General features: G+C 72.7%; 15 protein-coding genes. 6 read left to right on the forward strand and 9 right to left on the reverse strand.

Annotation, left to right across the window (positions count from 1 at the left end; all coding sequences use genetic code 11):
- Positions 1-55: 55 nt before the first annotated feature.
- Positions 56-3,286: a serine/threonine-protein kinase gene (locus AB0J46_RS12520; protein ID WP_364330166.1), complete on the forward strand. Its 3,231-nt coding sequence runs from the start codon at positions 56-58 to the stop codon at positions 3,284-3,286.
- Positions 3,287-3,299: 13 nt separating this feature from the next.
- On the opposite strand, the gene AB0J46_RS12525 is transcribed toward AB0J46_RS12520, so the two are convergent.
- Positions 3,300-4,997 carry a protein kinase gene (locus AB0J46_RS12525; RefSeq protein ID WP_364330169.1) on the reverse strand — a complete coding sequence of 566 codons (1,698 nt, stop codon included), beginning with the start codon at positions 4,995-4,997 and terminating at the stop codon, positions 3,300-3,302.
- An 82-nt stretch (positions 4,998-5,079) separates the two neighbouring features.
- Between AB0J46_RS12525 and AB0J46_RS12530 the strand changes: the two genes are divergently transcribed.
- Both AB0J46_RS12530 and AB0J46_RS12535 read left to right on the forward strand, forming a co-directional pair.
- Positions 5,080-6,210, forward strand: a complete 1,131-nt coding sequence (locus tag AB0J46_RS12530) for an alpha-hydroxy-acid oxidizing protein (protein WP_364330172.1) — start codon at positions 5,080-5,082, stop codon at positions 6,208-6,210.
- A gap of 50 nt (positions 6,211-6,260) precedes the next feature.
- Complete coding sequence (locus AB0J46_RS12535; protein ID WP_364330175.1) at positions 6,261-7,367, forward strand: winged helix DNA-binding domain-containing protein; 1,107 nt, start codon at positions 6,261-6,263, stop codon at positions 7,365-7,367.
- Here the strand turns inward: AB0J46_RS12535 and AB0J46_RS12540 are convergent.
- From AB0J46_RS12540 to AB0J46_RS12550, 3 genes are read right to left on the reverse strand one after another with little or no spacing between them, the layout of a single operon-like run.
- Positions 7,338-8,159 carry a carbohydrate ABC transporter permease gene (locus AB0J46_RS12540; protein WP_364330178.1) on the reverse strand — a complete coding sequence of 274 codons (822 nt, stop codon included), beginning with the start codon at positions 8,157-8,159 and terminating at the stop codon, positions 7,338-7,340. The genes AB0J46_RS12535 and AB0J46_RS12540 overlap by 30 nt on opposite strands.
- Positions 8,156-9,046, reverse strand: a complete 891-nt coding sequence (locus AB0J46_RS12545; RefSeq protein WP_364330181.1) for a sugar ABC transporter permease — start codon at positions 9,044-9,046, stop codon at positions 8,156-8,158. Before AB0J46_RS12545 ends, AB0J46_RS12540 begins: the two co-directional genes overlap by 4 nt.
- Positions 9,043-10,293, reverse strand: a complete 1,251-nt coding sequence (locus tag AB0J46_RS12550) for an extracellular solute-binding protein (protein ID WP_364330184.1) — start codon at positions 10,291-10,293, stop codon at positions 9,043-9,045. Before AB0J46_RS12550 ends, AB0J46_RS12545 begins: the two co-directional genes overlap by 4 nt.
- Positions 10,294-10,415: 122 nt before the next feature.
- On the opposite strand from AB0J46_RS12550, the gene AB0J46_RS12555 reads away from it, so the two are divergent.
- The 3 genes from AB0J46_RS12555 to AB0J46_RS12565 all read left to right on the forward strand — a co-directional run bounded on the left by AB0J46_RS12555 (position 10,416) and on the right by AB0J46_RS12565 (position 13,862).
- Positions 10,416-11,171, forward strand: a complete 756-nt coding sequence (locus AB0J46_RS12555; protein WP_352352086.1) for an IclR family transcriptional regulator — start codon at positions 10,416-10,418, stop codon at positions 11,169-11,171.
- Positions 11,168-12,112 (forward strand): sugar kinase, encoded by a 945-nt coding sequence (locus AB0J46_RS12560; RefSeq protein ID WP_364330188.1) that lies wholly within the window; start codon positions 11,168-11,170, stop codon positions 12,110-12,112. The genes AB0J46_RS12555 and AB0J46_RS12560 overlap by 4 nt, the downstream gene beginning before the upstream one ends.
- A gap of 85 nt (positions 12,113-12,197) precedes the next feature.
- Positions 12,198-13,862, forward strand: coding sequence for a catalase (locus AB0J46_RS12565; RefSeq protein ID WP_364330191.1), 1,665 nt, complete (start codon positions 12,198-12,200; stop codon positions 13,860-13,862).
- 7 nt (positions 13,863-13,869) lie between these two features.
- Here AB0J46_RS12565 and AB0J46_RS12570 read toward each other — a convergent pair whose 3' ends face one another.
- The 5 genes from AB0J46_RS12570 to AB0J46_RS12590 are packed head-to-tail and all read right to left on the reverse strand — an operon-like array spanning position 13,870 to position 20,287.
- Positions 13,870-14,802, reverse strand: coding sequence for a dihydrodipicolinate synthase family protein (locus AB0J46_RS12570; protein WP_364330194.1), 933 nt, complete (start codon positions 14,800-14,802; stop codon positions 13,870-13,872).
- Positions 14,799-15,791, reverse strand: coding sequence for an ABC transporter ATP-binding protein (locus AB0J46_RS12575; protein WP_358288362.1), 993 nt, complete (start codon positions 15,789-15,791; stop codon positions 14,799-14,801). Before AB0J46_RS12575 ends, AB0J46_RS12570 begins: the two co-directional genes overlap by 4 nt.
- A complete protein-coding gene (locus AB0J46_RS12580; protein WP_364330197.1) occupies positions 15,784-17,727 on the reverse strand; it encodes a dipeptide/oligopeptide/nickel ABC transporter permease/ATP-binding protein in 1,944 nt (647 codons plus the stop codon). Before AB0J46_RS12580 ends, AB0J46_RS12575 begins: the two co-directional genes overlap by 8 nt.
- A complete protein-coding gene (locus AB0J46_RS12585) occupies positions 17,727-18,686 on the reverse strand; it encodes an ABC transporter permease (RefSeq protein ID WP_357996617.1) in 960 nt (319 codons plus the stop codon). Before AB0J46_RS12585 ends, AB0J46_RS12580 begins: the two co-directional genes overlap by 1 nt.
- Positions 18,683-20,287, reverse strand: a complete 1,605-nt coding sequence (locus tag AB0J46_RS12590) for an ABC transporter substrate-binding protein (protein ID WP_364330202.1) — start codon at positions 20,285-20,287, stop codon at positions 18,683-18,685. The genes AB0J46_RS12585 and AB0J46_RS12590 overlap by 4 nt, the downstream gene beginning before the upstream one ends.
- Positions 20,288-20,319: the final 32 nt, after the last annotated feature.

Consider the following 20,319-nt stretch of genomic DNA (forward strand, 5'->3'; position numbering starts at 1 on the left):
CACCGACAACCAACGGCCGGTCCGGCGCATCTAAGCATCAGTGACGATGCGCTTGGTGCCTGGTGATCCCGAGAGGCTGGGCGGCTTCTGGCTGGCCGCGCGGCTCGGCGCGGGCGCGCGCGGGGTGGTCTACGACGCCTACGACGACGAGGGCCGCCGCTACGCGGTGAAGGTGCCCCGGGTCGAGGTCGAGCCGGTCGCGCGGGTGAGCTGCCCGCATCTGGCGGAGGTGGTCGCGTCCGGGGTCGATCACGGCATCCCCTACGTGGTGAGCGAGTTCGTCGACGGGCCCGACCTGCGGCAGGCGGTCGAGCGGCACGGGCCGTACCGGGGCGAGGAGCTGGCGGCGCTGGCGGGCGCACTGGCCGGGGCGCTCCGCGCGCTGCACGCGGCCGGGCTCACCCACCGCGACCTGCGGCCGGAGAGCGTGCTGCTGGCGGCGGGCGGCCCCAAGGTGATCGACATGGGGGTGGCGGTCGGCGGGTCGCTGGGGGCGACGTGCACGTACCTGGCCCCGGAGATCCTGACCGGCAGCGGCCACGAGACGGCGACGGACGTCTTCTCCTGGGGGGCCGTGGTGCTCTACGCGGCCACGGGCGGCGATCCGTTCTCCGGGCGGAGTCTCGGCGCGGTGCTGCACCGGCTGCTGACCGTCGATCCCGACCTGAGCGCCCTGCCCGACGGGCTGCGCGAGCTGGTCGGGCGGGCGCTGGCCAAAGACCCCGCCGCCCGCCCAGCGGCGGACGAGCTGCTGGTCGAGGCCGACCCCGCCGCGTTGCGCCCGCCGGCGGGCGTGGCCGGGCACCGGTCGCTCGGCGAGCTGGCCGAGCGCGTCTACGCCGGGCTCACGCCGCGCCAGCAGGAGGCGGTGCCGGGCCTGCTGCTGCGCCTGATGGACGGCGACGACCCCCATGACGAGGGCGGCGTGCTGGCCCCGCTGATGGACGCCGGGCTGCTCGTACGCCGGAGCGTTCGGGTGCCGCCGACCGAGACCGCGGTCGGCAAGCTCGTGGCCGTGCGCGACGACCGGGTGGCGCCGGCCAGCGCCGCGCTCTACCGGGCCTGGCCTCGCCTGCGCGGCTGGGTGGCCGACGAGCACGACGGCCTGGCCGTCCACCGGGAGCTGCGCCTGGCGGCCGACCGGTGGTCGCGCCACCGGCGCGGGCACACCTACCTCTACCGGGGCGACCGGCTCGACACGGCGCTCGGCTGGGCCGCGGCCAAGCGCCGCCACCTGCGGCTCAGCCAGCTCGAACGCGACTTCATCGGCGCGAGCGTGGCCATGTCCAAGCAGCGCAGGCGGCTGCTGCGGCCCTCGATGGCGACCCTGGCCGCCGCCCTGGCCGTCGCGGTGTCGATGTCCGCCGTCTCGCTCAACGGCGAGCGGGAGCTGCGCGGACACCTCCTGGAGGCCAACGCGCGGGCCGTGGCCGCCCGCGCCGAGGCGCTGCGCTCCTCCGACCCGCGTACGGCGATGCGGCTGAGCGTGGCGGCCTGGCGGCTGTCGCCGGTGTTCGAGGCACGGGTGGCGTTGCAGGCCTCGCTGGCACAGCCGGAGCTGGGCGTGTTCACCGACCCCGCGGCCGACGAGCGGGCCGGCTACCTGCTGCGCGGCGACGAGCTGGTCAGATGGCGCGACCGCACGCTGACCGTCTGGGACGTGCGCAGCGGCCGGCAGCTGGCCGCGCACGCGCTCCCCGAGGGCAGCGCCGCGCTGAGCGACGACGGCCGGTACGCCGAGAGCCCCGGCGGGCAGCCCGTCGAGGTGGCCACCGGCCGGGCCCCCGCGACCGGGACGTACACGATCACCAGCGGCAACCGCACCAGGGTCTACCGGGGCGCCGAGGTGCTGCTCGACGTGCTCGACCGCCGGGTGGCGGTGTCCCGCGACGGGAGCCGGGCCGCGGTCTCCGACCTGGACGGGCGGGTCGAGCTCTGGTCGCTGCCCGGCCGGGCCAAGGAGCGGGAGTTCACCGTCCGGCCGCAGACCGGGCCGGACCGGTCGGCGCCGCCCCTGTCGTTCAGCCCCGACGGCCGCACCCTGGCCGTCGCGGGCCGCGACGGCGTGACCCTCCTCACACCCGGCGCCGAGCCGCCGCGGGACGCCGCGACCGGCACCGCCGCCACCGTGTTCGCGGCGGAGGCGGGCGACGCGGCGATGCCCGCGGACGGCTCCGCCGGCACGCCCGTGTTCAGCCCCGACGGCAGCCTGCTCGCCCTCCCCGGCCGGGACGAGGTGCGCCTGTGGAGCGTGGCCGAGCGGCGGCTGGCCGGCGCCTACCGGTTCCGCGGCGACCAGCACGGCGACCTGGCCTTCTCCGCCGACGGGCGTACTCTGCGCTACCTGAGCGGCCTGGGCTCGGTCGTCTCGCTCGACGTCTCCGGGCTGCCCGCGCCCTCCTCCGGCGTCCGCACCGCCGCGCTGTCGAGCGACGGCCGGGTGGCGGCCAAGGACGTCGGGAACGCCATCCGGCTCACCGACGTGGTGGCGCGCAAGCCGCTGGCCGAGATCGCCGCCACCGGCGACGTGGCCTTCGACGCGGCGGGCAGGCTGCTGGCCGTGGCGGGCGACCCGGTCACCGTCTGGGAGGCGTCGGGCGGCAGGAGGGTCGCCGTCATCGACGCGGGCGGCGACGTGCCCGCCGTGGCCCTGTCCCCCGGCGGCGACACGCTGGCCACCGCGCGCGGCCGGCTGCTGGAGACCTGGGACGTGCGCGGCGGCCGCCGGATCAGGGCCTACGAGGGTGCGGGCGACCTGGCGATGGCCTTCAGCCCCGACGGCTCGACGCTCGCCTCCGGCACGAACCTGCTCGACCTGCGTACCGGCGAGGTCACCCCGCTGGCCCCGGCCGCCGCCCGGCCCACAGCGCTCGCCTTCTCCCCCGACGGCCGCACGCTGGCCCTCGGGCTCGGCGGCGGACGCGTCGAGCTGTGGGACGTACGCGGGCGCGAGCGGGCCGGCTCGGTCGAGACCGGCCCGACCCCCGTACGCGACCTGCGCTTCTCCCCCGGCGGCGACCTGCTCGCGATCGACGCGGAACACACCTCGCTGTGGGACGCCGGCACGCTGCGCGAGGTCGGCCAGGTCGGGTCGTGGGCCGAGGGCCTGGCCTTCAGCCAGGACGGCCGCAGGCTGCGCAGCGTGGCGGCGGACGGCAGCATCCGCGAGAGCCCGGTGGACCCGGCGCTGACGGCGCAGGAGGTGTGCGCCCGCGCGGGCGGGCCGCTCAGCCAGGACGAGTGGAGCCGGCTGATCCCGGAGAGCGGCTACCAGGGCGGCTGCTGAGCCGGACGGCCGGTCAGGAGGCGGGGACGGTCTTGAGCACCCTGCCCTGGGGGTCGGCCGCCAGGTAGCCCGAGCGGTAGGCGTCGGTGAGGTAGACGAGCATGACCTGCTTGGGGTTGGTGAAGACGTAGTCGGGATCGATGATGACGTAGCGGGCGGTGGGCTTGCGCACGCCGAGGACGCTCTGCGCCTTCTTGAACAGGCCGGGCAGGGCGTCCCAGTTGTACCTGGCCAGGTCGACGGTCGGGGTGCGGATGGTGGAGCCGGTGCCCTCGTGGGTGGCCTTGCCGTCGCGGTAGGCGTAGCGGTCGTAGACGGACGGGTCGCCCTTGACCGGGGCCTCGGCGGAGATGTACGTCGGGTAGACGACCATCCGGACGACCTTGGTGCCGCCCATGACCGGCTTGAGCGCCTTGATCGCGGTGCGGATGCCGTCGGCGGTGAGCAGGTTCTCCGGCTGCGGCTCCGGCTCCTCGCTCGCCTTCGGCTCCTCGACGTCGGTGGTCTCCACCGGGGTGATCTGCGGCGTGTTCGGCTGGGTCGGCTCCGCCGCGCCGCGCACGCCGGGCAGCAGCGTGTAGACCAGCACGCCGGTCACCGCCAGCGCGCCCACGGAGGCCGTCACGGCGGCGACCGGCGAACGGCGGGCGCGGCGCGACGCCATGGTGCCGGCCCGCGAGAACGACGGCTCCGGCCCCCAGGGCCGCGGCGCCCCGGGCGGCACGGTGGCCCCCTGCCGCGCCCCGGGCGGCACGGTGGCCCCATACGGCGGGCCTTGCCGGAGCGGACCCGGCGACGAGGGGGCTTGGTGCAGCGGGCCCGGCGACGAGGGGGCTTGGTGCAGCGGTGCCGGGCCGGGGGGCAGGTAGGCGGGCGGGGCCGCGCCGGGGTCGGCGGCGGCGGCGAGCATGCGGTCGAGGGTCTCGGCGTCGGGACGGCCGGCCGGGTCGCGGCGCAGCAGCGCGCCGAGCACAGGACCGAGCGGCCCGGCCCGCTCCGGCGGCGGCACGTCCTGGTTGAGCACGGCGGCCAGCGTCGCCAGCGTGGTGCTCCTGCGCAGCGGGTGGCGGCCCTCGACGGCCACGTACAGCAGCATGCCGAGCGACCACAGGTCGGAGGCGGGGTCGCCCTCGTGCCCGTTGATGCGCTCGGGCGCCATGTACTCGGGCGAGCCGATGAACGACCCGGTCGCCGTCAGGCTGGTCGACTCGCGCACGGCGGCGATGCCGAAGTCGGTGAGCACCGAGCGGCCGTCCTCGCGCAGCAGCACGTTGGCGGGCTTGACGTCGCGGTGCTGGATGCCGACGGCGTGCGCGGCGCGCAGCGCGGACAGCACCTCGCGGCCCAGCCGGGCGGTCTCCCACGGCGTCATCGGCCCGCGCGCGAGGCGGTCCGCGAGCGAGCCGCCGGTGACCAGCTCCATGACGATCCACGGGTAGCCGTCGCCGCCCGGATCGACGATGTGGTGGATGGTGGCGACGTGCGGATGGTTCAGCCGGGCCAGCGCGCGGGCCTCGCGCAGCACCCTGGCCCGCAGCTCGCGGGCGGCCTCGGGGTCGTGCTCCTCGAACGCGGGATCGGGCGGCCGGACCTCCTTCAGCGCGACCTCGCGGTGGAGGGCGGTGTCCCAGGCGCGCCACACCAGGCCCATGCCACCGCCGCCGAGCCTCTCGGTCAGCTCGAAGCGGTTGTCGATCACGCGTTTGTGCATGGGAAGCAGCGTAGGGCCGCGTCGTGGTCGCCGTCATCAGGGTGGTCGCGGCGGGGACGGGCGGGCTGGTTGGATGGGCGCCATGAACGCAGGCGATCACCAGCTCGGCATCTACCTGACGGGCATGCTCGAAGGCCGTACGCCGGAGCTGACCACCGATCTGTCGGCCCTGGAGGGCGCGGCCGGGCGGGTGCTCTCGCCCGAGGCGCTGGGCTACATCGTGCCGAGCGCGGGCAGCGGCTCGACCGCGCGGGCCAACCTGGAGGCGTTCCAGCGGCGCCGGATCGTGCCGAGGATGCTGCGCGGCGTCGCGCGGCAGCGTGACCTGTCGTGCGAGGTGCTGGGCACCCGGATGGCGGCGCCGGTGCTGGTGGCGCCCATGGGGGTGCAGACGCTGGCCCACGAGGAGGGCGAGCTCGCCACCGTGCGGGCCGCGGCCGCGGTCGGCGTCCCGTACGTGCACTCGACGGCCGCCGCCCACGACTTCGAGCAGGTGGCGGCGGCGGGCGGGGACGCGCCGCGCTGGTACCAGCTCTACTACCCGACCGACCGGGACGTGTGCCTGAGCTTCCTGCGCCGGGCCAGGGCGACCGGCCACTCGGTGCTGGTGGTCACGCTGGACACGACGCTGCTCGGCTGGCGTCCGGCCGACCTCGACCGCGGCTACCTGCCGTTCCTGGCCGGCACGGGCATCGCCAACTACCTGAGCGACCCCAACTTCGCCGGGGTCGAGAACCCGGTCGCCCATTGGGCGGGCATGTTCCCCAATCCGGGCCTGAGCTGGGACGACCTGCCGTTCCTGCGCGACCACTGGGACGGCCCGATCGTGCTCAAGGGCATCATGAGCGCCGAGGACGCGCGCCTGGCCGCCGAGCACGGCATGGACGGGATCGTGGTGTCCAACCACGGCGGCCGCCAGGTCGACGGCGCCCTGGCCGCGCTCGACGCGCTGCCCGGCATCGCCGAGGCGGTCGGCGACCGGCTGACGGTGCTGTTCGACTCGGGCGTGCGCACCGGGGCGGACGTGGTCAAGGCGCTCGCGCTGGGCGCGCGGGCCGTGCTGGTCGGCCGTCCCGTGCTGTACGGGCTGGCGCTGGGCGGGCAGGCGGGCGTCGAGCACGTGCTGCGCTGCCTGCTGGGCGAGCTGGACATCACGCTCGCCCTGTCCGGCTACTCCGCGCCGGACGAGCTGGGCCCCGGCGCGCTCGCCTGAGTGCACATCGCGGTCCGGAAGTGACCGCGATTGCCCCTACCTTGGTCCCCATGGATCCCCTCATCTCCCAGCGGGCGCTCAACCGGGCCACGCTCGACCGGCAGCTGCTGCTGCGCCGCGGCGGCGGCAGCGTGCAGGAGGTCGTCGAGCGGCTCGGCGGCCTCCAGGCCCAGACCCCCCACACCTGGTACGTCGGCCTGTGGAACCGCATCGAGGGGCTCAAGCCCGAGGACGTCTCCGGCCTGCTGGCCGGCCGCGAGCTGGTGCGGATCGCGTTGCAGCGCTCCACCATCCACCTGGTCACCGCCCGCGACTGCCTGGCCATGCGGCCGCTGCTGCAGGCCGTCACCGAGCGCATGACGCGTACGACGTTCGGCAAGCGGCTGGCGGGCGTCGACCTGGACGAGCTGGCCGCGACCGGCCGGGCGCTGCTGGAGGAGCGTGCGATGACCTTCGCCGACCTCGGGCGGGCGCTGGCCGAGCGGTGGCCGGAGCACGACCAGCACGCGCTCGGCCAGGGCGTGCGCTGGCTGCTGCCGCTGGTCCAGGTGCCGCCGCGCGGGTTGTGGGGCAGGAGCGGGCCGGTCGCGCACACCACCGCCGAGTCGTGGCTGGGCCCGGCTGAGGTGCCGCCGACGACGCCCGCCGAGCTGGTCCGGCGCTACCTGGCCGCGTTCGGCCCGGCCTCGGTGCAGGACGCGCAGACCTGGTCGGGCCTGACCAGGCTGGGCGAGGTCGTCGAGTCCATGGACCTGGTCCGCTTCAGGGACGCCGCCGGCCGCACCCTGTACGACCTGCCGGAGGCCGTCCGGCCGGCGGAGGACGTCCCGGCGCCGGTGCGGCTGATGTACGACTTCGACAACCTGTTCCTGTCGCACGCCGACCGCTCGCGGGTGATCAGCGAGCGCGGCGCGGCCGTCATGCAGGGGTCGTTCATGGGCACGAACGTGATCCCCCGGATCATCCTGGTGGACGGCGTCACCGCCGGCGACTGGACGGTGACCAGGGCCAAGGGCGTCTCCACGCTGAACGTCCACCAGTGGACGCCGATCGCCGAGCTGGAGGAGGTCGAGCGGGAGGCGCGGCTGCTGCTGGAGTTCCTCGCCCCCGATGACGAGCACGACGTCTCAGTCCTTGACCGCCCCTCCAAGCCCTGACACGAGCCGCCGCTGCACCGCCACGAAGAAGATCAGCACCGGGAGCGTCATCAGCGTCGATGCCGCCATGATCCCGCCCCAGTCGTTCTCGTTCGGCTTGAAGAAGACGAGCAGCGCCGCGGGCAGGGTCTGGTTGTCCTTGGCCGAGATGATGAAGGTGCGCGCGAAGACGAAGTCGTTCCAGGCGGTGATGAAGGAGAACACGCTGGTCGCCACCAGGCCGGGCGCGACCAGCGGGAACAGGATGCGCCACAGCACGGTCGCGCGTCCGGCCCCGTCGATCATCGCCGCCTCCTCCAGCGCCTCCGGCACCCCGGCGACGAACCCGCGCAGCATCCAGATCGCGAACGGCAGCGTGAAGGCGAGCTGCACCACCACCAGCGAGGCCAGCGTGTTGAGCAGGCCCAGGTCCCGGACCACGAAGAAGAGCGGGATCGTCAGCGCCTCGACCGGCACCATCTGCGCGACCAGGAACATGATCAGCACGGTCGTCCTGAACCGGAAGGCGAACCGGGTCACGGCCACCGCCGCGAGGAAGGCGACCCCGGCCGACAGCACGACCACGACGAGCGCCACGATCGCGCTGTTGAGCAGGTAGCGGGCGAAGTTCTCCCCGGTCAGCACCCGGACGAAGTTGTCCAGCGTCGGGTGCGAGGTCCAGGGCCTGACCTCCAGCGACTGGATCTCCCCGGCGGGCTTGAGCGCCGACAGGACCATCCAGTAGAGCGGGAACGCGGTGAGCAGGGCGACCACCAGCGCGACCGCGTTGGGCAGAAGACGTCGTCGGTTCACAGGCGTTCCCCACTGCGCCGCAGCGCCCGGATGTAGAACAGGGTGATCACCAGCAGGATCAGCGTCATGACGACCGCGACGGCCGAGCCGAGTCCGTACTCGGAGGAGCCGAAGGCGATCTGGTAGGCGTAGACGTTGAGCACGGTGTTCTGCCCGGCCACGCCGCCGCCGTTGGTCATCACGTAGATCTGGGTGAAGAGCTTGAAGTCCCAGATGACCGACTGGATGACCACGATCGTGACCAGCGGCCGCAACATCGGCACGATGATCCGCCAGAACCCCTGCCAGGCCGAGGCGCCGTCGAGGGCGGCCGCCTCCAGCACCGAGGCGGGGACGGCCCGGATGCCCGCGTACAGGGTGATCATCACCAGCGGGAACGAGTGCCACACGACCGTCGCGCCGACCACGCCGAAGGTGACCCACCGGTCGTAGAACCAGTTGAACCCGTCGATCCCGAGCACCTGGTTGACCAGGCCGAGGTCGGCGTCGAACAGGAACATCCACACGGTGGAACCGGTCATCGCGGGGGCCGCCCACGCGCCGAGCGCGGCCAGCGACAGGGCCGTCCTCGGCAGCGGCCCGGTCCTGGTCAGCAGCACGGCCAGGGCCGCGCCGACCGCCAGCGTCGCGACGACCAGCGCCGCCGCGAACCCCACCGTCTGGGCCAGCACCTCCCAGAACCGCCGGTCGCCGAGCAGCGCGGCGTAGTTGCCGAACCCGACGAACGTGCTCGGCTGCCCGCCGCTGACCTGCGCCTGCCGGTAGTCGAAGACCGACAGCAGGCCCAGCATGTAGACCGGATAGCCGAACATGGGGACCAGCACGGCCGCCGCGGGCAGCAGGTAGAGCCAGGGGCGTCCGCGGCGGGCGGTCGTATCTCGGCTCACGAGCGGCCGAAGGCGGTCTTGACGGCCGCGGCCGCCTCGGCGGTGGCCTGCTCGACGGTGGACTGACCGGTCGCGACCTTCTGCAGCATCGTGGGGATGACCTTGCCGTTGTCGATCTTCACCCAGGCGGGGTCGATCGGCACGAACCGGGTGCCCTTGGCCACCGTGTCCAGGAACGGCCTGACGAACGGGTCCTTGGCCGCCAGCTCGTCGCGGGCCGAGGTGAGCGTCGGCAGGTTGCCCATCGCGTCGTACATCTTGGTCTGGTACGCCTTGCCGCCCAGCAGCTTGACGAAGTCCGCGGCCAGGGTGCGGTGACCGGCGTTCTTCAGCACGCCCAGGTTGTTGCCGCCGGCGAAGGCGGGCGCGATCGAGCCCTCGGCCGCGCCGGGCAGCGGGACGACGGCGTACTTGCCGGCCGCCGCGCCGGCGTCCACGGCCGAGCGGTTGAAGTTGCCGAGTATGCCCATCGCGGCCTTGCCGCCGGCGAACAGCTCGACCGTCTTGCCGCCGGTCAGCGAGACGCACGCCTGCGGCGGGCAGACCTCGTCGGTCAGCAGGTCCGTGTACGCCTTGACGCCCTTGCGCGACTGCGGCGAGTCGAGTGAGGTGATGTCGCCGCCGGCGTCCCAGACGAAGGGCAGGGCGCCGAAGGTGTACTCGCCGCCGACGGCCATGCCGTACAGCTCGGGCTTCTTCTTGCGGATCGTGCGGGCGGTCTCGGTCAGGGCGCCGATGGACGTGGGCGGTTTCAGGCCGAGCTCGTCGAAGACGTCGGTGCGGTAGTAGAGGGCCCGGATGCCGATGAACCAGGGCAGGCCGTACTGCTTGCCCTGGACGGAGGCCGACCTGACCAGGTCGGGGGTCAGGTCCAGGCCCTTCAGGTCGGCGGTGAGGTCGGCGAACCCGCCGGCGGCGGCGTACTCGGCGAGGTCGGTGTTGCCGTACTCGGCGACGTCCGGGGAGCTGGCCGGGTCGTTGAAGGCGCCCTTGAACTTCTCGTGCCGGGCGGGCGTGGTGGGGATGTAGGTGACCTCGACCTTGACGTCCGCGTGCGCGGCGGTGAACTCCTTGATCGCCTCGTTGACGACCTTGTCCTTGGGGGCCCGGTTGGGCTCGTCGAAGAGCCAGACGCGCAGCATTCCCGTCCGCTCGTCGCCGCCGCCGGAGGCGGGGGCGGTCGAGGGCGCGCAGGCGGCCAGCGTGAGCAGGGCCGTTCCGGCCGCGGCAAAGTAAAGAAACTTCACTATTACCTCCTGCGCAGACACTAGGAATTCGCTCTGGAGTCGAGAAGAGTTGTCAGGAGATGTTGTGCAGTGCACAACAGCGTGCTGCATTTCGCGAAATTTCATCGAATATGGTGACTTGCGTGCCTGACCGCAACCAGTCCGCCTCGCTCCGGCGCGCCCTGGCCGTCCTGGACCACGTACGCGGCCACACCGGCCTGTCGCTCACCCAGCTCGCCGAGGCCGTGGGCCTGTCCAAGAGCACGGTGCTGCGGCTGACCGTCCCGCTCGTGGAGGCCAGGCTGCTCGAACGCGACCGCAGGACCGGGGCGTACCGGCTGGGACACGGCACCCTCCAGCTCGGGCAGGCGTACCTGGCCACGCTGGACCTGCGCGCGGTCGCCGCCGAGGAGTCGCACCGGCTGATGAGCGAGGTGCGCGAGACCGTCCACCTGGTCGTCTACGACCACCCGCACGTCGTCTACATCGACAAGGTGGAGAACGAGACGAACGTGCGCATGGCCTCGCGCATCGGCAGCCGCGGCCCGGTGCACGCCACGGCGGTCGGCAAGGCGATCCTGGCCTGGCAGCCGGAGGAGGCGCTGGCCGGGCTGGCGCTCGACCCGATCACCAAGCACACCATCACCGACCCCGACCGGCTGCGCGCCGAACTGACCCACGTCCGGCGGCGCGGCTACGCGGTGGACGACCGCGAGAACGAGCCCGAGGTGCGCTGCGTCGCCGCGCCGATCTTCAACCACAACGACGCCGTCGTCGCCGCCGTCTCGGTCTCCGGGCTCACCTCGCGGATCACCGCCGCGCGGGTGCGGGAGCTCGGGCCGCTGGTGGCCGGGGCGGCGTCGCGGATCTCCAGAAAGCTGGGCAGGCCGACCACATGACCGAACTGGTGACCTTCGGCGAGACCATGGCGCTGTTCGGCGCCCGGCGTACCGGGCCGCTGCGCTTCGCCCGCGACTTCGACCTGGGCCTCGGCGGCGCCGAGTCGAACGTGGCGATCGGCGTGACCCGGCTCGGCCACCGGGCGACGTGGGCCGGACGGGTGGGCGACGACGAGTTCGGCGACCTGATCCGGGCCACGCTCGCCGGCGAGGGCGTGGACGTGCGCGCGGTCACCGACCCGGACGCCCCCACCGGGCTGATGATCAAGGGCCGGCGCACGGCCGACCTCGTGGACGTGCGGTACTACCGCAAGGACAGCGCCGGCTCCCGGCTGCGACCGGCCGACCTCGATCCGGCGCTGATCTCCTCGGCCCGCGTGCTGCACGTCTCCGCGATCACCCCGGCGCTGTCGGCGTCGGCCCGGGAGACCGTGGCGCACGCGATCGCCGTCGCGCGGGCGGCCGGCGTGCTCGTCTCGCTGGACGTCAACTACCGGCGGGCCCTGTGGACGGCGCAGGAGGCGGGCGCCTGGCTGCGGGAGACGGTGGGCGGCGTGGACGTGCTGTTCGCGACCGTGCCGGAGGGCCGCCTGGTCGCCGACATCGAGGACCCGGCGGAGCTGGCCAAGGCGCTGGCCGCGCTCGGGCCCTCGTACGTGCTGGTCAAGTCGGGGTCGGCGGGCGCGCTGGAGCTGTCCGGCGGGGTGCTGCGGCGGGCGCGGCCGTACCGGGTGACCGAGGTGGACCCGGTGGGCGCCGGGGACGCGTTCGCGGCCGGCTGGCTGGCCGACTGGCTGGCCGGGGCCGCTCCGGAACAGCGGCTGGACAGCGCCTGCGCGGCGGGCGCGTTCGCGGTGACCTCGCAGGGCGACTGGGAGAGCCTGCCCCGCCGGTCCGACCTGGGCCTGCTCGGCCGGGCCGCCGACGACGTGAGCAGGTAGCCGCCCGAGGACGAGGTTTTGCCCGTTTTCGGCCCGTTCTTGAGGGCAGCCGGGGAAGATCTCGTCCGGGGAGAGGAACAGTGCGATGACAGACGTCTCCAGCAAGGGTCCGCAGTCGAACGACGAGCGCGAGGTGCTCACCAACCGACAAGGGCATCCCGTCTACGACAACCAGAACCAGCGGACGGTCGGCCCGCGCGGACCGGCGACGCTGGAGAACTACCAGTTCCTGGAGAAGATCAGTCACTTCGACCGCGAACGCATCCCCGAACGGGTGGTGCACGCCAGGGGCGCGCTGAGCTACGGCTACTTCGAGGCGTACGGCAAGATCGGCGACGAGCCGGTCAGCCGCTACACCAGGGCCAAGCTGTTCCAGGAGGCCGGCAAGCGCACCGACGTGGCGCTGCGCTTCTCCACCGTGATCGGCGGCCGCGACTCCGCGGAGACCGCCCGCGACCCGCGCGGGTTCGCGATCAAGTTCTACACCGAGGACGGCAACTGGGACCTGGTGGGCAACAACCTGGCCGTCTTCTTCATCAGGGACGCCATCAAGTTCCCCGACGTCATCCACTCGCTCAAGCCCGACCCGGTGACCTTCCGGCAGGACCCGAACCGCATCTTCGACTTCATGTCCCAGACGCCCGAGTCGATGCACATGCTGGTCAACCTGTTCAGCCCGCGCGGCATCCCCGCCGATTACCGGCACATGCAGGGATTCGGCGTGAACACCTACAAGTGGGTCAACCAGCAGGGCGAGACGTTCCTGGTCAAGTACCACTGGATGCCCAAGCAGGGCGTGCGCAGCATGACCGCGGCGGACGCGGCGGTCGTCCAGGCGGGCGACCTCGGGCACGCGACGAAGGACCTGCACGACGCCATCGAGCGCGGCGACTTCCCCGAGTGGGAGCTGCTGGTGCAGCTGATGAGCGACGAGGAGCACCCCGAGCTGGACTTCGACCCGCTCGACGACACCAAGGTGTGGCCGGAGAACGAGTTCCCGGCCAGGCCGGTCGGCCGCCTGGTGCTGAACCGCAACGTCGAGAACCAGTTCGCCGAGAACGAGCAGGCCGCCTTCGGCACCGGCGTCCTGGTGGACGGCCTGGACTTCTCCGACGACAAGATGCTGGTCGGCCGGACGTTCTCCTACAGCGACACCCAGCGCTACCGGGTCGGCCCGAACTACCTGCAACTCCCGGTCAACCAGGCCAGGAACGCGCCCATCAGGACCAATCAGCGCGACGGCCAGATGGCGTACTTCGTCGACACCGGCGGCGAGGACCCGCACATCAACTACGAGCCCTCGCTGCGCGGCGGCCTGCGGGAGGCCGAGTACCCGACCCTGGACGAGGAGGGCCCGGTCATCAGCGGCCGGGTGATGCGCAGGCGCATCCCGCGGACCAACGACTACAAGCAGGCCGGCCAGCGCTACCTGCTCATGGAGCAGTGGGAGCGCGACGACCTGGTGCGCAACTTCGTCGACGCGCTCAGCCAGTGCGACCGGCGCATCCAGGAGCGCATGGTCTGGCACTTCCTGCTCGTGGAGGACGACCTCGGCCTGCGCGTCGGCGAGGGCCTCGGCATCACCCCGGACGACGTCGCCCACCTGGAGCCGCTGGCGAGCCAGGACCTCACCGACGAGGACCGGGAGCGCCTGGTCAAGCTCGGGCGCAACGGACCGCGCGACGTGGAGGGCCTGAAGATGACCCACTGCGTGCCGAACGCGCGGGCCGCCCACGCCGACGGCCTCTGAGCGGCGGCTACAGCAGCCCGGCCGCGGCCAGCAGCTTGCCGACCCGGCCGGTCTCGTCGTCGTTCAGCGGGATCTGCGGCAGCGCGGTGAGCGGGCAGTCGATGACGCCCCGCAGGTGCAGGGCGGCCTTGAACGCGCCCAGCCCCGCCGAGCTGCCGCCCATGCGGCCCGCGCCGACCCGGACGATCTCGAACAGCCTGACCAGGCGTTCCTGCTCGGCCCTGGCCGCCGCCCAGTCGCCGCGGGTGGCGGCCCGGTAGAGCTCGGCGTACCCGTGGGGGTCCACGTTGCCCAGGCCGGGCACGACGCCGTCGGCGCCCATCCACAGCGCGGAGTCCACGGTCACCTCCGACCCGGTGAGCACGCTGAACGGCGCCCGGCGGCCCAGGATGACCTGGCGCAGCCCGCCGTCGTCGCCGCTGGAGTCCTTGACCCCGGCGAGCGCGCCCTCGGCGGCCAGGTCGAGCAGCAGGTCGGCGCCCAGCTTGGTGTGCACGCTGACCGGCAGGTCGTAGGCGTAGACCGGCAGGCCGATGCGGGCGGCGATCGTCCGGAAGTGGGTGCGGATCTCCTCGGGATGGGTGCGCGTGTAGAACGGCGCGGTCGCCACCAGCCCGGACGCCCCCGCCGCCGCCGCGACGCGGGCGTGTTCGAGCACCCGTGGCGTGGTCATGTCGATCACCCCGGCCAGCACCGGCACCTGGCCGCCGACGTGCCCGACGACCGTGTCCAGCACTACCCGCCGCTGGGCGTCGGTCAGGTAGGCCACCTCCGAGGAGGAGCCGAGGACGAACAGCGCGTCCACCCCGCCCTCCAGCAGGTGGTCCACCAGCCGGGTCAGGGAGGCGGCGTCCACCTCGTGGCCGGGGGTGAACGGGGTGCAGACCGGGGGGATCACGCCGGTCACCGTCGCGGCCCCGGCGACATCGGGATCTGTCATGAGTGCTCCTGGATCAGCTCTAGGTCGGTGGCTCCGGCCGCCACCGGGTGGTGGCAGTGGAAGAGGTGGTCGTCCCCGGCCCGCGTGGCGGCGGGCATCTCGGCCGCGCACAGGTCGTCGGCCCGCCAGCACCGGGTGCGGAACGGGCAGCCGCTCGGCGGCCTGGTGGCCGACGGCACGGCGCCGACCAGCGGGATCGGGGTGATGGGCGAGATCAGCCCGGGGGTGGCCGAGAACAGCGCCCGCGTGTACGGATGCCTGGCCCGCCCCGGCACCGACCGCGCGGGCGTCTGCTCGACGATCCTGCCCAGGTACATGGTGACCACGCGGTCGCTCATCCGGCGCACGGTCTGGATGTCGTGCGAGATGAACACCATCGCCAGCCCGAGCCGGTCCTTGAGGTCGAGCAGCAGGTTGAGGATCTGGGCGCGGACCGACACGTCCAGGGCGCTGGTGGGCTCGTCGGCGACGACCAGCCGCGGTTCGAGCGCGAGCGCCCTGGCCACGGCCACCCGCTGCCGCTGACCGCCGGAGAGCTGGCCGGGCAGCGCGCCGGCGACTCCGGCGGGCAGGCCGACCAGGTCCAGCAGCTCGCGCACGCGGGCCTCGCGCTCGCCGGGGGTGCCCCGGCGGTGCACGTCGAGCGGGTCGCGCAGGATCCGCCCGACCGGCAGCCGCCGGTTGAGCGCCGTGGACGGGTCCTGGAAGATCAGCCCGACGCCGCCGCCGACGAGCGCGCGCCGCTCGTCCTGCTTCAGCGTCCACAGGTCGCGGCCGTTCAGGCGCACGTTCCCCGAGGTCGGCCGCTGCAGCCCGACCAGCACCTTGGCCAGCGTGGACTTCCCGCAGCCCGACTCCCCCACGATCCCGACGGTCTCGCCGGGCGCGACGGTCAGCGAGGCGGCGGTCAGGGCGTGCACGCGGTCCCGCGCGAACAGCCCTCCCGAGCGGGCCTTGTGCACGACGTGCACGTCGTTCAGCTCAAGCACGTGTCTCACTCCCTGCGAGTTCGACCGCCGGGTGGTGGCAGGCCACCGCGTGCCGCCTGGCCTCTCCGGCCAGCACCGGGGTCTGCGTACGGCACACACCGGTGGCCATCGGGCACCGGTCGGCGAACCTGCATCCGGCCGGGAAGTCGGCGGGCGCGGGCACCACGCCGGGGATCTGGGTCAGCCGCTCGGCCCCCGACTCCAGCGACAACACCGAGCCGAGCAGCCCCCGCGCGTAGTGGTGGGCGGGCTCGCCGACCAGGGCGGCGGTGGCGCCGGTCTCGACGATCTGGCCGCCGTACATGACGACGACGCGGTCGGTGACGTCGGCGACCAGCGCCAGGTCGTGCGAGACCAGGATCAGTGCGAACCCCAGCTCCTCGCGCAGCCGCAGCAGCAGCTCGATGACCTGCGCCTGGACGGTCACGTCGAGCGCGGTCGTCGGCTCGTCGGCGACGATCAGCTTGGGGTCGCGGGAGAGCGCCATCGCGATCAGCACCCGCTGCCGCTGGCCGCCCGACAGCTCGTGCGGATAGGCGGACAGGGTGCGGCGCGCGTCGAGGCCGACGAGTTCCAGCAGCTCGGCCGGGGTACGCCGGCCACCCCTGCGGGTGAGCTGCCTGAGCTGGGCCCTGATGGTCATGGCCGGGTTGAGCGAGGACAGCGCGTCCTGGTAGATCATCGCCATCTCGTGGCCGAGCAGGCGGCGGCGGGCCCGGCGCGGCAGCGCGAGCAGCTCCTTCTGGTCGAAGCGCACGTGCCCGCCGACCCGGGCCTGGCGCGGTTGCAGGCCCATGACGGTCAGGGCGGTCAGCGACTTGCCGCAGCCGGACTCCCCGACCAGGCCGACGACCTCGCCGGGCCACACCTCGAAGCCGACGCCGTCCACGATGTCCACGCCGGGGTCGAAGCCGATTCTGAGGCGTTCGACGCTGAGGATCGGCTGTCCTTGCGGCAGCGGGCGGGCGCGTCCGGCCAGCCGGCGGGCGGCCTCGGCCAGGCCGGGCAGCTCGACGACCTGGCCGGTGCCGGGGACGGCCTGCTCGTAGGCGTCGTCCTTCTTGGGAGCGGCCCTGCGTACCGGGGCGGCCCAGGCGTCGGAGATGCCCTCGGACAGGATGTTCAGGGCCAGCACGGTGAGCAGGATCAGCAGGCCGGGGAAGACCGTGGCCCACCAGCCGCCGAGCAGCACCAGGTTCTTGCCGTCGGCGATGACGCTGCCCCACGACGGGTTCGGCGGCCGTACGCCGGCGCCGATGAACGACAGCGACGCCTCGAACACGATCGCGTCGGCCACCATCACCGTGCAGAACACCAGCACGGGCGCCGCGCAGTTGACCGCGACGTGCCTGAGCACGATGTACGGCGTGCGCGCGCCGATGACGCGCTCGGCCGCCACGTAGTCCTCGCCGTACTGGGCGATCACGTTGGCCCGCACGACCCTGGCCACGGACGGCATGTAGAGGAAGGCCATGGCCATGACCAGCACCGGGATGCTGCCGCCGAACACCGCGACCAGCACGGCGGCCAGCGCGATGCCCGGGAAGGCCATGATCACGTCGAGCACGCGCATGACGGTCTCGTCCACCACCCGGCGCGAGGTGGCCGCGACCGCGCCGACGACCGCCCCGGCGACCAGGGCGAGGCCGGTGGCGCCGAGGCCGATGATCAGCGACCAGCGGGCGCCGTACAGGAGCCGGGACAGGATGTCGCGGTTGGCGCTGTCCAGGCCCATCCAGTGCGCGGCCGACGGGCCGCCGCCGGCGGCCTCCTGGAAGTACGGCGAGTGCGGCGCGATCAGCGGCGCGAACAGGGCGGCCAGCACGACCAGGACGACGACGGCGACCGCCGGCCACGACGCCGCGGGCAGCCGCCGGAAGGCGACGCCGGGCCTGCCGGCCAACACGACCAGGCGTTCGGTGAGTCCGCTTCTCATCAGGCGGCACTCCTCAGGCGGGGGTTGACCAGCAGGTAGAGGATGTCGACGACCAGGTTGACCACCATGAAGCCGATCGCGATGGTGAGCACGACGCCCTGCACCACGGCCGGGTCGCCGTCGCGCACCGCGTTGATCATGAGCTGGCCCATGCCGGGCAGGCCGTAGATCGTCTCGATGACCACCGTGCCGCCGATCAGGTAGCCGATGCGCAGGCCGAGCACGGTCAGCGGGTTGATCAGGGCGTTGCGCAGCACGTTGCGGCCGACCACGACGATCATCGGCAGGCCGCTGCCGATCGCGGTGCGCACGTAGTCCCGGTCCAGCTCCTCGACCATCGACGTGCGGATGATGCGGGTGAGCTGGGCGGCGATGGGCAGCGACAACGACAGCGCGGGCAGCGTCATCGACTGCAGCCAGCCGGTGAGGGAGTCGGCGGGGTTGATGTAGCCGCCGGTCGGGAACAGTCCCTCGCCGACCGCCAGCCACTGGATCATCAGCAGCGCCAGCCAGAACGCCGGAGCCGCCACGCCGACCAGCGACACGACCCGGATCGCCTGGTCGGGCCAGCGGTCGCGGAACAGCGCCGCGGTCACGCCGAACACCAGCGAGAGCACGATCGCCACGGCCAGGCCGAGGAACGTGAGCTGCAGGGTCAGCGGCAGCGCGGTCGTCACCGACTCGACGACCGGCTTCTTGGTGAGCACGCTGGTGCCCATGTCGCCCTGGGCGAGGTCGGCGACGAAGCGCACGTACCGCAGCGGCAGCGGGTCCAGCAGGCCGTTCTCCTCCTGGAAACGGTGGATCTGCTCCGCCGTGGGGTTCGCGCCCTGGAAGTAGGCGTACTCGGGCTTGACGCCCGAGAAGCGCATCACGACGAACACGAACGCGACCACGCCCAGGACCAGCGGGATCAGGATGAGGAGCCGCCGCAGCAGCATCCTGAGTACGAGCGTCATGTCCTCTTGGCCTGCAGCAGGTTGATGCCGGGGTACGGCTGGGCGCGGATGCCGGAGAGCTTCTTCGGGTCCCAGGCGGTCATCAGCTCGTTGTGGACGACGGGATAGAGCACGGCCTGCTCGGCGACCAGGTCCAGATATTTGTGGATCTGCTCGCTCTTCTTGGCCTTGTCCGTCTCCTTGCCGGCCGCGTCCATCATGGCGAACAGCTTCTCGGCGTCCTTGCTGCCGTCCCAGTGGCTGTACTTCATCCACAGGCCGCCGGGCACGTAGTTGTAGTGCAGGATCAGGTCGGCGTCCATGCCGAACTGGTTGGGGTTCGAGGCCGCCGCGACCACCTGGTAGTCCTGGAACTGGTCCATCTTGGTGAACAGCGCGGCCGTGTCCTGCGGCTCCAGCGTGGTCTTGATCCCGACCGCCTCCCAGGAGGCGGCGATGGTGGGCAGGCAGTCGACGATCCAGCTCACGTTGACGGCCATGAGGTTGACCGTCAGGTTCGTCACGCCCGCATCCTTCAGCAGCGCCTTGGCCTTGTCGGGGTCGTGGTCGTAGACGACCGAGGCGCGCCGGTGGTCGGGGTGGCCCTCGTTGAGGAAGGAGCTGGAGGCCGTGCCGTGGCCCTTGAGCGCCACGTCGATCATCTTCTGCTTGTCGATGGCGTAGTGCAGGGCCTGGCGGACGCGTACGTCGTCGAAGGGCTTGGCGGCGGTGTTGAACATCAGGAACATGTGGTTCATGCCCTTGCCGCCCTCGACGGTGAGGCCCTGCTGCTTGAGCTGGTCGACGTTGGCGTACGGGATGTTGTCGGCGATCTGCGCCTCGGCCGAGCCGCCGGAGATCTTGGCCACCCGGGCGGAGGCGTCCACGATGGTCAGCCAGTTCATCTTCTTGACGGTGGCCGGGCGGGGGCCGTTGTAGCCGTCGAACGCCTCGAAGGAGGTGTTGGATTTGGGGTTGTGCGCCGCCTGCTTGTACGGCCCGGAGCCGACCGCCATGCCGCTCTTGGCCTTGTCCCACGCGCCCGCCTGGCTGAACACGTGCTTCGGCATGATCTTGGCGATGGTCAGCCGGGGCGCCGCGTCGGGGAAGGGGAACTTCAGGACCAGTTCCACGGTCCGGTCGTCCACCTTCTTCACCTCCTGGAGCCAGGGCTTGAAGAAGTTGCCGGTCAGCACGTTGTCGGGGCCGAGGATGCGCTCGAAGGTGAAGACCACGTCGTCGGCGGTGACCGGCTGCCCGTCGTGCCACTTGGCGCCCTCGCGCAGGGCGAACGTCCACGACGTGGCGTTGGCGTCGGCGGGCAGCGCCGTCGCCAGGGCCGGGTACGGCTCCCGGGTGACCGGGTCGGTGTCGAGCAGCCCTTCGTAGACGTGGCTGATCCCGGCCATCGCGAACGCCGACGCGGTCTGCGTCGGGTCCCAGCTCTGGTCGTTGCCGTAGCCGATGACGGCGGTGATCAGGTCTTTGTTCGATCCGGCGCCGACCGAGCCGGTCGAGGCCGGGCCTCCGGAACAGGCGGAGAGGGTGGCCGCGATGAACGCCGCCGCACCCGTGGCCCCGCTGTAGCGCAGGAAGTCACGGCGGCTGAACTCAGAGCTCACGGATGCCTCCTGGGGGGAACAGGTAGAACGTA

The organism is Nonomuraea sp. NPDC049758 (genome assembly GCF_040674635.1).
Taxonomy (GTDB): Bacteria; Actinomycetota; Actinomycetes; order Streptosporangiales; family Streptosporangiaceae; genus Nonomuraea.